This is a genomic window from Ectopseudomonas composti, assembly GCF_001567565.1.
Classification (GTDB): Bacteria; Pseudomonadota; Gammaproteobacteria; order Pseudomonadales; family Pseudomonadaceae; genus Aquipseudomonas; species Aquipseudomonas composti_A.
Map to the genome: position 1 here is coordinate 1 of NZ_LSSW01000002.1, position 15,600 is coordinate 15,600.

Below are 15,600 nucleotides of genomic sequence, written 5' to 3' on the forward strand. Positions count from 1 at the left end.
TAAGCGGCAGGTGTTGGAAGGCTTCAGTTGCGCTTGCTCAAGTCGCGGCGAAAGCTCCTCCCACGATTCGGCGCAGTCTTCCTTCCCGCCTCAGGCCCGCGTTTGTAGGAGCGGATTTATCCGCGATCAGGGGTCGCAGCGTTGTCCGCCGTATCGCGGCTGAAGCCGCTCCTACAGGGATGGGGGTGTTCGTTGCGCTTGCAGGCAGCGCGCTTGCTCAAGTCGCGGCTAAAGCCCCTCTCACGATTCGGCGCAATCTTCTTTCCCGCCTTTCCCTTAAGCCATGGCGCTGCTGTGTCGCCTGGGTAAGAAGCACGTCCGTCTTTTGCGCGATGCGGGCGGAAGCAGGCCTTCCGCTCGTTGTTCGTCGCCCAGTGAGCGGAAAGGATCTTTCACCTGGCGGTTCTCGGAAACCCCTCTAGATCAAGGGTTTCAGCTGTTGGCACCGCTATTGCTATCTCTCAGGAAAACGGGTGTCCGACTATGGCTATCGATTCAGATTACGTTCAAAGCATGGCGACCCAGCTGGCCCAGTATGAAGTTCAGGGCCAGTTGGCCAAGGCCAATCGCAACGAGGCGGCATACAAGGCGCAGCTAGGCGCTCTGACCACCCTGGACACCGCGTTGAAGACCTTCAAGACGGCTGCCAGTGGCCTCAAGCTGGCTGGCAGCAGCATGTTGGTCAACAGTGCGAGCTTCAGTCAGGAAGGCTATGCCAGCGCCACCGTAGGCACCAAGGCAGTGGCCGGCAGTTACGACTTCTTCGTTCAGCAGCTGGCCAGCAAGAGCCAGGTGACCTTGCAAGGCCTGCAGGACGGCAACCTGGGCAGCGGTAGCCTGACCATCGGCCAGGGCGGCGACTCGTTCAATATCGACCTCGGCTCCGTCGCCACCCTCGACGAACTGGCCGCGGCCATCAATGGCGCCGATGGCAATAGCGGTGTCAAGGCGACGCTGGTGCGCAGCAATGGCCAGGTCAACCTGGTGCTTACCAGCGAGAAGACCGGTGCCGACCAGGCCATCAACCTGAGCGCTGCGGGCAACGGCGCATTCGAGGGCGCGGTCGCCGCGCGTCAGGAGCTCTCGGTCGCCAAGGATGCCATCGTGCGTCTGGGCGGCGAGGCGGGTATCGAGCTGACCAGCACCAGCAACACCTTCGATAACGTCATCGACGGCGTCAGCCTGACCTTCAACAAGACACACAAGAGCGGTGACGCACCGCTGACCATGGCGGTTGGCCAGGACCAGAAAGCCACCAAGGAGAAGGCGCAAACCTTCGTCAGCGCTTTCAACGCGTTGATGAGCAGTTTCGACACGCTCACCGCCAGTGGCGGCGAAAGTGGTACCCGTGGAGTCCTGGCCGGTGATGCCAGCATTCGGGCTATCGAGAGCATGCTCAACCAGCTGGTGCGCACGTCCTTCGGTGGCGTCAGCCTGACCGAGTTCGGCATGGTCGCTGACCGCAACGGCAAGCTGACCATCGACAACGCCCGCTTCGAGAAGGCCGTGGCCGCCAATCCGGAAGGCTTCGAGAGGCTGTTCACCGACAAGGGCAACCTGCTCGACACCCTGGACAAGAACCTGGCGGTTTACACCAGCAGCGCCGGTGGCCTGCTGAGCAACCGCAAGGACACCCTCAACAGTCAGCTGCGGCGTGTCGATCAGCAATTCGACACCATCCAGAAGCAGTACGACTCCTACTACAGCCGCTATCTCCGTCAGTACACCAGTCTCATGCAGACCATGGCGGCGATGGAGCAGACCTACGGAATGTTCTGATGAGTGCCTACAACTTCAACGAAAGTTACGACAGCTATCGCACCGTGGACCTCGAGGCACGCGCCGCTGCGGCTTCGCCATACGAGCTGGTGCTGGTGCTGTTCGACGGCCTGCTCGACGAGCTGGCGCGTGCCCGTGGCCATATCGAGGCCAAGCGCTACCAGCAGAAAGGTCAGTCGCTGGAGAAGTGCCTGAACATCCTCAACGGCCTCAATGGCGCCCTTGATTACGAGAACGGCGGCGAGCTGGTACAGGGCCTGGCACGGCTCTACGACTACTGCATCTATCGCCTCTCCGACGTCAGCGTCAGCCTCTCGCTGGAAGGGCTGGATGAAGTGGTCGGCCTGCTCGGCGTGCTGCGTGAAGGCTGGGAAGGCGTGAATGCAACGCGCAAGTGAATTGCGTGCGCTGCAGCAGTTGCACGGCCAGCTGGCCGAAGCCCTGCAGCAGGGCGACTGGGCGCGACTCGGCGAGATCGATTCGCTGATCCGCACCTGCCTGAAGCTGCTGGCCGGGCTGCCGAGCCTCAGCGACGAGGTGCGCGAGGCCAGGGAGCAGTTGCGGCAGTTGCACGGGCAGGCGCGTATCGCCTGCGCCGAGGAATGCGAGCGGGTGCGTCGGCTGCTGCTGACGCACCTGGAATACGCCGAAGGGCGCAGCGCCTACATGCGCGTCGATCTGTACCAGGGTGGGAGATAAAGGGTGCTGCAACCGATCAATAGCAACGCTCAGGTCAATCTGAACGAGGCCGTCGGGCAAGGTCTGCCGGCCGGCTTCGCCCAGGTTCGGAGGAGCGCCGACGCGTCAGCGGCCTTCGATCTGCAGCTGGCCGTGCAGGCGTTCAGCGCCGCCGAGGTACAGGCCCCGCTGGGTGAGGATGGCGCTCCCGCTGCGTTCACTCTCAGCGAGGCCGATGCCGAGCAGTGGCTGGCCAGCGTGCTGAACCAGCAGGCGGCGCGTATCGAGGCCCGCGAATCGCCGGAGACGGCAGCGCATGAGCGCACGCATCAAGAAGAACAGGCCGAAGCCGTCGCACAATCGCCAGTCGCGCCGCTAGGCCTGGTGCAGGTATTGCCGCGCGAGCAACTGCCGGCTGATTCAGCACCTGTGGCGTCAGTGGCCGCTCAGCGCGCAATGCTCCCGACGACTCAGGCCCAGGCTGCACCGGCCGCGCAGATGCCCGTCGAGGCCATGCTTCAGGCGGCCTTGCCAGGCGCAGCGAGCGACATGATCGACGCGACCACCCTGGAGCGACTGCCAAGCCCGGCTGCCGAAGGCGACCGGTCCGCGCCAGTGACGGCCACCTCCAGCCAGGCGACGCCTGCACTGCTGACTGCCGAGCGCCACCTCAAGCTACAGGCGCCGCAGGCGCAATGGGGTGAGCAGATGCTGGCCAGTCTGCGTGAGCATGTCGACCTACAGATCAATCAGCGTATCCAGAACGCGACCATCCGCCTCGACCCTCCGGAGCTGGGCAGCCTGGAAATCTTCCTCAGCCACGAATCCGGCCGTCTGAGCGTGCAGCTGTCGGCCGCCAATGCCGATGTCGCTCGCCTGCTGCAGCAGACCAGTGAGCGCCTGCGCCAGGAGCTGGTCGGGCAGAACTTCGTGCAGGTCAATGTGCAGGTCTCTGCCGATGCCCAGGGCGGCCGCCAACAGGGCCAGCCGCGTCAGGCCTGGCCCGCAGAAGAGCCGGTGCAGGCCGCGAGTGTGGCTGCATCAGGCCGCGAGCGCGGCAACCCGGATTCCACCAGCGACGTGCTGGTCACCGTTTAACCCTTTGCAAGTGGATCGAGAATCAACCATGACCATGCCGCGCATCATCCTGTTGCTGCTGATCTTCAACACCCTGGTGGTGATCGGCGGTAGCGTCTTCAACTACGCGATGCTGCGCTCGATGCAGTCCGGGCAGCCGCTGCTCGGTCTGTCCACGGGCAGTGGCGAGGCCGAGGAAGCGACCAGCGAATACCGCTTCTTTCCCATCGAGAAGGTCATCGTCAGCCTGAAGGGCGAAAGCCGCGAGCACTACTTCGTGCTCGACCTGGTGCTGCAGGCCGACCTCGAAACCGATCCCAAGAAGCTCGAGCAGATCGATCCGATGGTGCGCAATTCGGTGGTCGCCCACCTGTCCGCGATGACCTTCGAGAGCCTGCGCGCGATGCCCATCCCCGAATTGCAGGGCAAGCTGGAAAGCGCGCTGTTCGATGACTTCGCCAGCAAGAAGCTGGCGATACCCTTCGCCAACGTGCTGGTCAGCAAGCTGATCGTCCAGTAGAGAGCAGGGCCTGCCCATGAACGCCAACTGCGCCGTCGACTACCGCTATGCCGCCGAACAGGGCGGTGCCGCGCTGTTCGCCCCCGGAGCCGAGCAGAAATGGCTGCTGCAGTACCTGCCGCTGGTCAAACGCATCGTCAGCCAGCTGGCGTTGCAGGCCAACCAGGTGCTCGATCGCGAGGACATGGAGCAGATCGGCCTGATGGGCCTGCTCGACAGCCTGCGCCGCTACGGCACGCCGGACGAGCAGTTCGGTCGCTTCGCCGCGCTGCGCGTACGCGGCGCGATTCTCGACGAGCTGCGTCGCCAGGACTGGCGCCCGCGTCAGGTGCGCCAGCAGACCCACAGGATTCGCGATGCCATCCGCCAGCTGGCGCGGCAGTTGGGCCGCGCGCCGCAGGAAGAGGAAATTCTCCAGGCCGCCGGCATCAGTGCCAAGGACTACCAGGAGTTCCTCCAGGCCGACGCCTGCGAGGCCATCGAGAGCCTCGACGAGCTGCTGCAGAACGGTCATGAGGGCTTCGCCTGTGGCGCCAGCGGCGTCGAGGATCGCGTGCTCAAGGAGCGCCTGCTGGCCCAGGCACTGAGTCAGCTCAGCGAGCGTGAGCGGCTGGTGCTGACCCTTTACTACCAACACGAGCTGAGCCTCAAGGAAATCGCCCTGGTGCTGGAGCTGAGCGACGCCCGCGTCTGTCAGCTGAGCAAGCAGGCGATCGCCAAGGCCAGCCGCTACCTGAACGAGAGAGGCTAGGGTGCAGAAGTTATTAGGTGCATTGATCATCGTCGCCTGCGTGCTCGGGGGCTACGTCATGGCCCATGGCGAGCTGGCCATGCTCTGGCAGCCGGCCGAGGTGATCATCATCGTCGGCGCAGGCTTTGGCGCCCTGGTGGTGGCCAACCCCAAGGACGTGCTGATCGAGATGCTGCATCAGATCAAGGGTGTGTTCGTCTACAAGAAGCGCGGCGAGGAGTTCCAGCGCCAACTGCTGATGCTGCTCTATGAACTGCTGGAGATGGTCGACGTCGGCGGTCTCAAAGTGCTCGACGCGCATATCGAGGAGCCGGAGCAGAGCGATCTGTTCGCCAAGTACCCGTTGATCCGCCAGGAAAAGAACCTGATGGCCTTCATCGCTGACAACTTCCGCCTGATGGCCATGGGCAAGATCAGCGCGCACGAGCTTGAGGGCTTTCTCGAGCAGGAACTGGAGGCCATGGAGCATGTGCTGCTGCAGCCCTCGCGTTCGCTGCACAAGATCGGCGAAGCCATGCCCGGTTTCGGCATTCTCGCGGCGATCCTCGGCATCGTCATCACCATGGGCAACATCGGCGGTTCGGTGGCCGAGATCGGTGCCCACGTGGCGGCAGCGCTGGTCGGCACCTTCCTCGGTATCTTCATGTGCTATTGCGTGATGGAGCCGCTGTCGAGCGCCATGGGGCAGTGCATCAAGACCGAGATGTCGGCGCTCGAATGCGTGCGCACCACCCTGGTTGCGCATGTCGCCGGCAAGCCCACGCTGCTGGCGGTGGATGCCGGGCGTAAGCTGATCGAGCAGGACGTCAAACCGGCCTTCAAGCAGCTGGAGGTCTGGGTCAACCGTTACGAAGATGAAAGGGACGCTGCATGAAACCGCGCGGCGGCGAAGGCCACGAGATCATCATCAAGCGGCGTGGCAAGAAAGGTGGCCACGACGAGCATGGCGGTGCCTGGAAGGTGGCCTTCGCTGACTTCACCATGGCCATGATGGCGTTGTTCATGGTGCTGTGGATCATCCAGCCGCAGACCCAGGATGCCAGCCGCGCCAATGCCGACATGCTGAACAACCCGTTGGTCGATGGTGGTGCCGGCATCTTCGACGGGACCAGCACCACGCCGCTGGACCTCGATGGCGTGCCGGTGCAGGTCGCCCCGCGCCGCGACCCCGAGAACCGTGCACGCACGCCGCAGGAAGATCCTGGCGCGGCCCTGGGCGAGGGCCAGCCCGGCGAGCCGCGGCGCCCGCATTTTGCCGAGCCGCTGCAGATGCAGGAGCTGGCCAAGCTGATGGAAGAGCTGGCGCTGCAACTGGATGCCGAGGCCAATATCGAAGTCCAGGTGGTGCCGCAGGGCCTGCGTATCCTGATCAAGGATGACCAGCAGCGTTTCATGTTCTCCCGCGGCAGCGCCCGTCTCGATCCACATTTCGAAAAGCTGCTGCAGCGTCTGGCCGGCATTCTGGGGCGGGTGGAAAACCACCTGATCATCAGTGGCCACACCGACTCCATGCCCTATCGCGGCGTGGTCGGCGGTTACAACAACTGGAACCTCTCCGGGGATCGTGCGCTACGGGCGCGCAACGTGCTGGTCGAGGCCGGCCTGCCGACCGGCCACGTGCTGCAGGTGGCCGCCCAGGCCGACGGCATGCCCCTTCTGCCGGATGATCCGGAGAACGGTGCCAACCGGCGCATCGAGCTGCTGCTGCTGACCAGCCAGGCCGAAGGCCTGTATCGCGAGTTGTTCGGTGAGGCGCAGGTGCGGGCGGAATATCGAAGCGATGGCGCCCGTTTCAGTGCGCCGGACGCCTGACATGTGCCCGTTACAGGTGCTTAGCGCCGGGAGCGGGGCAATAGATCTGGCGCGTTTCCAGGGCGTAGAGGCAGTCGTTGAAGCGGGCCAGGCGAATGGTCGAGCCCTTGTGCCGGCCATAGAGCAGATTGAACACCAGCTCGTCATCGGTTTCGCTGGACAGTCCGGTGACCTGGCCGTCCCTGACGCGCAGGCGGTAGTTGCCGAGAAAGCCGTAATCCACCACGCCCGAGGTCTCCAGAATGCTCGCGCCCTGACGGGTCATGGCGTAGAAGCGGCCGTTGCTGACCTGCAGGCTGTGGCTGATGTCCAGCACCTGGCCGTTGCTCAGTTGCACCTGGCCGCTGGACTGGTAGCGGCCATCGAGCTCGGTGCTGGACATGAAGCTCAGCCACAGGGCGAGCATGCCCAGCAACATCGCAATGGCCATGGCCAGTACGCTCAGCAGCCAGCCCCGGCGCAGTCCTCGGTGCACGCAGGAGGTCATGGCAGGCACCTGCTCAGCTGTGCGTCGGCCACCTGGTCGAGCTGGCTTTCGTGCAGCATCAGTGAGCGCACCGAGCCGTTATCTTGCTGGCAGAGCAGTTCGTAGAAGTCTCCGCGCAGGCTCAGTAGCAGATGGCTGGGTTTGTGCGCCAGCGCCGTCAGGCGACTGGTCAGGCCGTGAGTCTGCAGGATCAGTTGCTGCAGCCGTTGCGGGTCTCGATCGATGTACTGCACGTTGAGCGTGCCCAGGTTCATTTCGCTGCTGTGCAGATCCTCCGGTTTGCTGATGTGCTGGAGGAAGAGGAACTGGCCGATGCCCAGCACGCTGAACAGCGAGAGCAGCATGACCCAGGACGCGCGCTGGGTGCCATGACGATGCAGGAAGGCCGGTTGCGGCGGGTTTTGCTCGGCCGGATCGGCCACCTCGCCGATGTCGTCGATATTCGGTGGGTAGACCAGGTAATTGGGGTTGAGCAGGTAGCCTCGGCGCGGCAGGGTCTGGATGATTTCGCGACTCTTCTCGTCGCCGAGTACCTGGCGCAAGGTGTAGACCTGCTGATTCAGACTGCCCTGACCGACCACGCGATCAGCCCAGGCATGGCTCATCAGCTCTTCCCGCGACACCACTTCACCGGGCTCCTGCAGCAGGCGCTCGAGCAGGCGACTGCCGGAGTAGCCGAGATCGATCTTCTCCTCGATGCCGCCTTTGACCAGGGTGAGCTGGTACAGCGCTGGGTAGAAGTGCGCATAGCAGTCGCTGCGCCCGGTCTTGATGATCAGGCAGGCGATGCTGCTTCCCGGCTCGGCGGGTGGCGTATCGGCGCGGGAGTTCATGCGGTCCTTGAGGCGAATGGCATTCCGTTGGGAAAAATCCGGGGCGATAGGTGGTCGGCATTCTGGCGCCAGAAAAATGCAGTCGCAAGTCTTGTGCCAGCGATGGCTAGCCTGTAGCGACCTTGGCAGTCGCCCATGAGTCGATACTCGTCGGGCTTGGAACGCGCCGCAGAGGGTTGCCGGAACCTGGACGATCATGCGCCATCGGCGTGACGATTGATCGCGAGTCGGAAGCAGGAGCGCTGGCCGAGCGGCCATGAGAAACGCCCCGCAGAGGCGGGGCGTAGAGGGGTGGCGCAGTCTGTTGCGCCCGGATGACGCGGGATCAGCCCAGCAGGGACATGACCATGCCCGGCATCTGGCCGGCTTGCTTGAGCATGGAGATGCCGGACTGCATCAGCATGGAGTTCTTGCTCATGTTGGCACTTTCCTTGGCGAAGTCGGCATCCATGATGCGACCCTTGGCCATGTCGGTGTTGTCCTTCATGTTGTTCAGGTTGTTGGCGGTGTGGTTCAGGCGGTTGATGTTTGCACCAAACTGGGCACGCAGTTCGCCGATGCTGTCCAGCGCGTCGCTCAGGGTGTCGATCATGCCGTTGGCCGCGGTGCCGTCGGCGCCGGCGATCTCGGTGCCCGGAGTGGTGCTGTCCGGCGTAGCGTACTGAGCGGACAGGCCGTCCAGAGCGGTGGCCAGGTCGCCCAGCGGGGTGGTGACGTCCAGGGTCAGGGTCTCGGCGGCGCTGGCGCCGATCTGGAAGTCCATGGCTGCACCGAACTTGCCGGCGGTGCCGTCGGTGGTGGTGCCGTCGCTGAACAGGTTCTCGCCAGCGTACTTGGTGTTCTTGACGATGTTGCCCAGTTCCTGACCCAGTTGGTCGTACTCGGATTGCATCGCGTCGCGGTCTTTTTCGCTGGCAGTGGCGTTGGCCGCCTGGGTGGCCAGGTCTTTCATGCGCTGGACGATGTCGGTCATCTCGGTCAGCGCGCCTTCGGCGGTCTGCAGCAGGGAGACGGAGTCACCGGTGTTGCGGATGGCTACATCCATACCGCGCGATTGAGCGTTCAGGCGGGTGGCGATCTGCAGGCCAGCAGCGTCGTCGGCGGCGGAGTTGATGCGCAGGCCGGTGCCCAGGCGCTGCTGGTTGGTGCCCAGAGCGTTGTTGGTCTTGCCGAGGTTGGTCTGGGTGATCAGCGAGGAATAGTTGGTATGAATCGACAGAGCCATGATGATGTTCCTTCAGTTGAGTGAAGCTGGCTGTGATTGCCTGCTGTAAGTGAAGGGCGACCGGCTTATGGCGCTGATTAAATGGCGCTGAGGTTTTTTTCGCTGTCCGGCCAGTGGCCGCTCTGGCACGGGACGTCGGCCAATGAAAAACGGCGACCCTGGGGTCGCCGTTGTGTTGAAAAGCAGGCGTGATCAGCCGATTTCGATCATCTCGAAATCCATCTTGCCAACGCCACAGTCGGGGCATAGCCAGTCTTCCGGCACGTCTTCCCAGCGGGTGCCGGGAGCGATGCCGTCATCCGGCCAGCCCTGGCTCTCGTCGTAAATCAGTCCACAGACCACGCATTGCCACTTCTTCATATAACCCTCAGGCGTATCTCACGGTAGTGCGCGACGAACGCTACCGTAATTGCACCGATGCGCCAAGCAGGCGGGCGACGATCGTCGCCCGCCAGAGGCCAACCAAAGTAGGGTCATCCCGCGGCCAGCAGTGGGTCGCTGATGCCCATGACGTACATGCTGACCAGCGCGATACAGCCCGCAGCAGCGAGGTAGTAGAGCGTCGGCAGGATGGTTTTGCGCAGGGTGATGCCTTCGCGTCCCAGCAGGCCGACCGTCGCCGAGGCCGCCACCACGTTGTGGATGGCGATCATGTTGCCCGCTGCCGCCCCCACCGATTGCAGCGCCACCATCATCGCCCCGGATACACCCAGCAGCTCGGCAGCGTTGAACTGGAACTGCGACAGCATCAGGTTGGACACCGTGTTGGAACCAGCGATGAACGCGCCCAGCGCGCCCACGGCCGGGGCGAAGAACGGATAGATGCTACCGACGCTGTCGGCCACCAGTTGCGCCATGGCCACCGGCATCGAAGCCAGGTCGCTGCCATTGACCCCCGAGTTGATCAGGATACGCACCATGGGAATGGTGAAGATCAGCACGAAGCCGGCGCCGAGCAGGGTCTTGCTCGATTCGCCTACCGCCGCCTTGAGCTCGGAGAAGCGCATGCGATGGAGGAAGAAGGTCACCAGCACCACCATGCACAGGATGCCCCCCGGCAGGTACAGTGGCTCGATGGTGCCGGATACGCCGGTCTCACCGAGGATGTCCTTCCAGCCGAAGCTCAGGCTCATCAGCGCGGCCTTGAGTTCGGGGAAGATCCGCGACAGCACCAGGAACACCGCCAGCAGCAGGTACGGCGCCCAGGCCATGGGCACCGAGATCGGCGCCTTGCCGGCCACGTCGTCGAGTTTCATCTCGATCTTGCCCATCCACTCGGCCGGCCAGTCCTTGGCATCGGCGAAGTCCCAGGTCTCTTTCGGCAGCAGGAAGCCGGCCTTGGCTGCCGGTACCACGATGGCCAGGCCAACCAGGGCGCCGATCATCGAGGGGAATTCCGGGCCGAGGAACACGCCGGCCGCCATGTACGGCAGGGAGAAGGCGAAGGCGGTGAAGATGGCGAACGGCGCGATGGCCAAGCCTTCTTTCCAGCTGCGGTTCTTGCCGAAGAAGCGGGTCATGATCATCACCATGATCAGCGGCATCAGCAGGCCGATCACGCCATGGGTGATGGCCACCCGCGAGTAGATCAGATGGAAGAAGGTCTCCCAGGTGCTGCCGGTGGCCACCAGCTGTTCGGTGATGCCGGTCCTGTCCAGGCCGGCGCCGACACCCACCAGGATCGGGGTGCCCACCGCGCCGAAGGATACCGGCGTGGACTGCACCATCATGCCCAGCACCACGGCGGCCAGGGCCGGGAAGCCGAGGGCGACCAGCAGCGGTGCGGCGACGGCGGCCGGGGTACCGAAGCCGGAGGCGCCTTCGATGAAGCAGCCGAACAGCCAGGCGACGATCAGCGCCTGCACGCGGCGATCCGGGCTGATATTGGAGAAGCCCCGGCGAATCGCCGCAATACCGCCAGAGTGCTTGAGCGTGTTCAGCAGCAGGATCGCGCCGAAGATGATCCACAGGATCGAGGCCGTGAGAATCAGCCCCTGCAGGCTGGAGGCGATGACCCGGTTGAGGGACATGTCCCAGGCCAGCAGGCCGATCAGGGCGGTGAGGACGAACACCAGCGGCATCGCGTACTTGGCTGGCCAGCGAAAGCCGATCAGCAGCACACCCGCTAGTACCAGCGGCACGAAGGCCAGGATGGACAGCAGCGTTTGACTCATGGGTTGGTTCCTTCTTTTTCTTGTGAACCACAGTTTTCCGGGGCTTACCCGGCGCCACGCATCTGGAAGGGCCGGGCGCCACGGCACCGACCTTTCCGTGAGCCGCGACGGCTGGGATCTCCAGCGTCGCGCTCATGCCCGAAAGCCCCGACGGCCAGAAGCCGTCAGGGCTTGGTACTGCTCAGTGGGAGGGGCTGGGCGGTATCCCGCTTCAGCCGCGAGCTGTTTGTAGTGGGTTTGTCGCGGCTGAAGCCCCTCCCACAGTCGTTCAAACCTCCTCTTTGAAGCGCAGACGCCAGGCGTGCAGCAGCGGCTCGGTGTAACCGGACGGCTGCTCGCGGCCCTTGAACACCAGATCGCTGGCGGCGCGGAAGGCGTGCGATTGCTCGAAATTCGCGGCCATCGGGCGGTAAGCCGGATCGCCGGCGTTCTGTCCGTCGACCACCTGGGCCATGCGCTGCAGCGTCTCGCGCACCTGGGCCTCGTTGACCACGCCGTGGTGCAGCCAGTTGGCGATGTGCTGGGCGGAGATGCGCAGGGTGGCGCGGTCTTCCATCAGGCCGACGTTGTGGATATCCGGCACCTTGGAGCAGCCCACGCCCTGTTCGACCCAGCGCACCACGTAGCCGAGGATGCCCTGGCAGTTGTTGTCCAGCTCCTGCTGGATGTCTTCGGCGCTCCAGGGGCGCTCGGCGCTGACCGGCACGCTGAGCAGGTCACCGAGCAGGCTGTCGCGCTGGCTGGCCAGGTCGATCAGTTCCAGCTCGCTCTGCACCGCCTGCACGTCGATCTGGTGGTAGTGCAGGGCGTGCAGCACGGCGGCGGTCGGCGACGGCACCCAGGCGGTGTTGGCACCGGCTTTCGGATGGCCGATCTTCTGTTCGAGCATGGCCGCCATCAGGTCCGGCATAGCCCACATGCCCTTGCCGATCTGTGCCTTGCCACGCAGCCCGCAAGCCAGACCGACCAGCACGTTGTTGCGCTCGTAGGCCTGGATCCAGGCGCTGGACTTCATGTCGCCCTTGCGCAGCATGGCGCCGGCTTCCATCGCCGTGTGCATCTCGTCGCCGGTGCGGTCGAGGAACCCGGTGTTGATGAAGGCCACCCGCGCGCTGGCCGCCTCGATGCAGGCCTTGAGGTTGACGCTGGTGCGCCGCTCCTCGTCCATGATGCCCATCTTCAGGGTGTTGGCCGGCATGCCCAGCAGCTGCTCGACGCGGCCGAACAGTTCGTTGGCGAAGGCCACTTCGAACGGGCCGTGCATTTTCGGTTTGACGATATAGACGCTGCCGGTGCGCGAGTTGCCGCGGCGCTTGAGGTCATGCAGGGCGATCAGGCTGGTGACCACGGCATCGAGGATGCCTTCGGGGATCTCCTGGCCTTCGCCGTCGAGAATCGCCGGGTTGCTCATCAGGTGACCGACGTTGCGCACGAACAGCAGCGAGCGGCCGTGCAGGGTCAGTTCGCTGCCATCGGCTGCGGTGTAGACACGGTCCGGGTTGAGGCGACGGGTGATGCGCTTGCCGCCTTTTTCCATTTCCTCGGCCAGATCACCCTTCATCAGGCCCAGCCAGTTACGGTAGACCACCACCTTGTCGGCGGCGTCGACGGCGGCCACCGAGTCCTCGCAGTCCATGATGGTCGACAGCGCCGCCTCCATCAGCACGTCCTTCACGCCAGCGCCGTCGGTGCGGCCGATGGCGCTGCCCGCGTCGATCTGGATCTCGAAGTGCAGGCCATTGTTCTTCAGCAGCACGGCGCTCGGTGTGGCGCCATCGCCCTGGTGGCCGAGGAATTTTTCCGGCTGCGCCAGGGAAGTTTGCGCGCCGCCGTTCAGGGTCACCTGCAACTGGCCGGCGACCACGGTGTAAGCGCTGGCGTCGGCGTGCGAGCCCTGAGCCAGCGGCGCGGCCTGGTCGAGGAAGGCGCGGGCGAAGGCGATCACCTTGGCGCCACGTACTTCGTTGTAGCCGGGGCCTTTGCTGGCGCCGCCTTCCTCGCTGATTGCGTCGGTGCCGTACAGGGCGTCGTACAGCGAGCCCCAGCGGGCGTTGGCGGCATTGAGCGCATAGCGCGCATTCATCACCGGCACCACCAGCTGCGGACCGGCCTGGCTGGTGATCTCGCTGTCGACGCCTGCGGTGCTCGCCTTGACCTGTTCCGGCTGCGGCAGCAGATAGCCGATGGAGCCGAGGAAGGCGCGGTAAGCGTTCATGTCACGGATCGGCCCGGGATGGGCGCGATGCCAGGTATCCAGCTCGCTCTGCAGGCGGTCACGCTCGGCCAGCAGGGCGCGATTGCGCGGCGCCAGGTCATGCACCAGGGCGTCGAAACCGTTCCAGAAGGCCGCAGCCTCGATACCGCTGCCGGGCAGCACTTCGTTTTCGATGAACTGCTTGAGCTCGGCGGCTACCTGCAGACGCTGGCATTGCACGCGTTCGGTCATTTTCCTGTTCTCCTGTCTGCATCCGGTTGCCTGGGATGCCTATGAATTTCGTCTCGCCTCAATCAGCCCCTCTCCTGCAAGCGGGAGGGGAGAAAACGATGCGCGCTGCTTACAGCGCTGCGATACCTGCCTTGGCCACCTGCGCGTCCTGTTCGGCCTTGACCCCGGACACGCCCACGGCGCCGACTACCTGGCCTTCGACCACGATCGGTACACCGCCTTCCAGCGAGGTGATCAGTGGCGCGCTGAGGAAGGCGCTGCGCCCGCCGTTGACCATGTCCTCGTAGCCCTTGGTTTCGCGGCGGCCGATGGCGGCGCTACGGGCCTTTTCGGTGGCGATGTAGGCGCCGATGGGCGCGCAGCCGTCGAGGCGTTCCAGCGCCAGCGGGTGGCCGCCGTCATCGACCACGGCGATGGCCACGGCCCAGCCCTGTTGTTGTGCTTCGTTGCGGGCGGCCTGGAGGATCTGGGCGACTTCGGTCTGGCTGAGTACGGCTTTGTGGTGCATGGCATACCTCGTATTCGTGGTTTCGTAGCCCGGATGCAATCCGGGATTTACGGCGTTCGTTGTCCCGGATTTCATCCGGGCTACGGCGATCAGTGCATCGCCTCTTCGACGATCTCGATCCAGTGCCTCACTGGCGTGCGCCCGGCGCCGTCCAGATGGGTCTGGCAGCCGATATTGGCGGTGACGATGGCGTCCGGTTTGCCGCTTTCCAAGGCGTTCAATTTGTTGTCGCGCAGCTGCCGCGACAGCTCGGGCTGGGTCAGCGAATAGGTGCCGGCCGAGCCGCAGCACAGGTGGCCGTCCGGCACGGCAGTGAGGCCGAAGCCAAGGCGCGTCAGCACGCCTTCGACGGCGCCGCCGAGCTTCTGCGCATGCTGCAAGGTGCAGGGGCAATGGAAGGCCAGGCGCTGTTCGGCGCGCACCTGCAGCTTTTCCAGGTTTTCACCTTGCAGCACCTCGACCAGATCCCTGGCCAGGGTGCTGACCCGCGCTGCCTTGGTGGCGTAGGCCGAGTCGCCTGCGAGCAGGTGGCCGTAGTCCTTGACGAAGGCGCCGCAGCCGCTGGCGGTCTGCACGATGGCCTCAATGCCAGCCTCGATGGCCGGCCACCAGGCGTCGATGTTCTGCCGGGCGCGTTGCAGGCCGGCTTCCTGGGCGTTGAGGTGGTAATCGACGGCGCCGCAGCAGCCGGCTTCGCGGATCGGCGTGACGCTGATGCCAAGGCGATCCAGCACGCGCGCGGTCGCTGCGTTGGTGTTGGGCGACAGCCCTGGTTGCACGCAGCCTTCGAGCATCAGCACGCGGCGCGTGTGCTGCATGGTCGGGCGCGACTTGGCCGGGCGCACCTCGCGCGGCAGCTTGGCCTTGAGCGCCGCCGGCAGCAGCGGGCGCAAGGCCAGGCCGGTCTGGGTCAGCGCCTTGAACAGCGCCGGGCGCGGCACCACAGCGCGCAGACCCTGGCGCAGCAGGCGCTCGTTCAGCGGCCGCGGCACCGCCTGCTCGACCACTTCGCGGCCGATGTCCAGCAGGTTGTGGTACTGCACACCGGAGGGGCAGGTGGTCTCGCAATTGCGGCAGGTCAGGCAGCGATCCAGGTGCTGTTGGGTCTTGGCGGTGACCTCGCCGCCTTCGAACATCTGCTTGATCAGGTAGATGCGCCCGCGCGGGCCGTCCAGCTCGTCGCCGAGCAGCTGATAGGTCGGGCAGGTGGCGTTGCAGAAGCCGCAGTGCACGCAGGAGCGCAGGATACGTTCGGCTTCCTCGGCGCGCGGCAGGCGTTTGGCCTGTTCACTCAAATTGGTCTGCACGTC

General features: G+C 64.7%; 16 protein-coding genes. 8 read left to right on the forward strand and 8 right to left on the reverse strand.

Annotation, left to right across the window (positions count from 1 at the left end; genetic code table 11):
• The first annotated feature begins 483 nt into the window (after nt 1-483).
• Genes fliD through PCLY_RS00060 form a run of 8 tightly spaced genes read left to right on the forward strand, consistent with a single transcriptional unit; the run spans nt 484 to nt 6,617 of the window.
• Complete coding sequence (fliD, locus tag PCLY_RS00025) at nt 484-1,779, forward strand: flagellar filament capping protein FliD (RefSeq protein ID WP_061237104.1); 1,296 nt, start codon at nt 484-486, stop codon at nt 1,777-1,779.
• Nucleotides 1,779-2,177, forward strand: coding sequence for a flagellar export chaperone FliS (fliS, locus tag PCLY_RS00030; protein WP_061237106.1), 399 nt, complete (start codon nt 1,779-1,781; stop codon nt 2,175-2,177). The genes fliD and fliS overlap by 1 nt, the downstream gene beginning before the upstream one ends.
• The gene (locus PCLY_RS00035) at nt 2,161-2,478 is read left to right on the forward strand and encodes a hypothetical protein (protein WP_061237108.1); all 318 of its coding nucleotides are present in this window, start codon (nt 2,161-2,163) and stop codon (nt 2,476-2,478) included. The genes fliS and PCLY_RS00035 overlap by 17 nt, the downstream gene beginning before the upstream one ends.
• Before the next feature lie 3 nt (nt 2,479-2,481).
• Nucleotides 2,482-3,555 (forward strand): flagellar hook-length control protein FliK, encoded by a 1,074-nt coding sequence (locus PCLY_RS00040; RefSeq protein WP_061237110.1) that lies wholly within the window; start codon nt 2,482-2,484, stop codon nt 3,553-3,555.
• A 28-nt stretch (nt 3,556-3,583) separates the two neighbouring features.
• The gene (locus PCLY_RS00045; RefSeq protein WP_061237112.1) at nt 3,584-4,054 is read left to right on the forward strand and encodes a flagellar basal body-associated FliL family protein; all 471 of its coding nucleotides are present in this window, start codon (nt 3,584-3,586) and stop codon (nt 4,052-4,054) included.
• Nucleotides 4,055-4,070: 16 nt separating this feature from the next.
• Nucleotides 4,071-4,805: a FliA/WhiG family RNA polymerase sigma factor gene (locus tag PCLY_RS00050; protein ID WP_061237114.1), complete on the forward strand. Its 735-nt coding sequence runs from the start codon at nt 4,071-4,073 to the stop codon at nt 4,803-4,805.
• Between the two features lies 1 nt (nt 4,806).
• Entirely contained in the window at nt 4,807-5,679 is an 873-nt protein-coding gene (motA, locus tag PCLY_RS00055) for a flagellar motor stator protein MotA (protein ID WP_061237116.1), read from the forward strand.
• On the forward strand, nt 5,676-6,617 hold the full coding sequence (locus PCLY_RS00060) for a flagellar motor protein MotB (protein ID WP_061237118.1): 942 nt from the start codon (nt 5,676-5,678) through the stop codon (nt 6,615-6,617). The genes motA and PCLY_RS00060 overlap by 4 nt, the downstream gene beginning before the upstream one ends.
• Nucleotides 6,618-6,627: 10 nt before the next feature.
• Here the strand turns inward: PCLY_RS00060 and PCLY_RS00065 are convergent, their stop codons facing one another.
• The 8 genes from PCLY_RS00065 to glcF form a co-directional block, all read right to left on the reverse strand.
• Nucleotides 6,628-7,104 carry a hypothetical protein gene (locus PCLY_RS00065; RefSeq protein ID WP_061237121.1) on the reverse strand — a complete coding sequence of 159 codons (477 nt, stop codon included), beginning with the start codon at nt 7,102-7,104 and terminating at the stop codon, nt 6,628-6,630.
• Complete coding sequence (locus PCLY_RS00070; protein ID WP_061237123.1) at nt 7,101-7,937, reverse strand: winged helix-turn-helix domain-containing protein; 837 nt, start codon at nt 7,935-7,937, stop codon at nt 7,101-7,103. The genes PCLY_RS00065 and PCLY_RS00070 overlap by 4 nt, the downstream gene beginning before the upstream one ends.
• Before the next feature lie 325 nt (nt 7,938-8,262).
• Nucleotides 8,263-9,162: a lateral flagellin LafA gene (gene lafA / locus PCLY_RS00075; RefSeq protein WP_037004255.1), complete on the reverse strand. Its 900-nt coding sequence runs from the start codon at nt 9,160-9,162 to the stop codon at nt 8,263-8,265.
• A 192-nt stretch (nt 9,163-9,354) separates the two neighbouring features.
• Nucleotides 9,355-9,522 (reverse strand): rubredoxin, encoded by a 168-nt coding sequence (locus PCLY_RS00080; RefSeq protein ID WP_003242223.1) that lies wholly within the window; start codon nt 9,520-9,522, stop codon nt 9,355-9,357.
• A gap of 113 nt (nt 9,523-9,635) precedes the next feature.
• Nucleotides 9,636-11,336, reverse strand: coding sequence for an L-lactate permease (locus PCLY_RS00085; protein ID WP_061237125.1), 1,701 nt, complete (start codon nt 11,334-11,336; stop codon nt 9,636-9,638).
• 268 nt (nt 11,337-11,604) lie between these two features.
• Nucleotides 11,605-13,782 carry a malate synthase G gene (locus PCLY_RS00090; RefSeq protein ID WP_061237127.1) on the reverse strand — a complete coding sequence of 726 codons (2,178 nt, stop codon included), beginning with the start codon at nt 13,780-13,782 and terminating at the stop codon, nt 11,605-11,607.
• 109 nt (nt 13,783-13,891) lie between these two features.
• Nucleotides 13,892-14,290 carry a heme-binding protein gene (locus PCLY_RS00095; RefSeq protein ID WP_061237129.1) on the reverse strand — a complete coding sequence of 133 codons (399 nt, stop codon included), beginning with the start codon at nt 14,288-14,290 and terminating at the stop codon, nt 13,892-13,894.
• Between the two features lie 89 nt (nt 14,291-14,379).
• The gene (glcF, locus tag PCLY_RS00100; protein ID WP_061237131.1) at nt 14,380-15,597 is read right to left on the reverse strand and encodes a glycolate oxidase subunit GlcF; all 1,218 of its coding nucleotides are present in this window, start codon (nt 15,595-15,597) and stop codon (nt 14,380-14,382) included.
• Nucleotides 15,598-15,600: the final 3 nt, after the last annotated feature.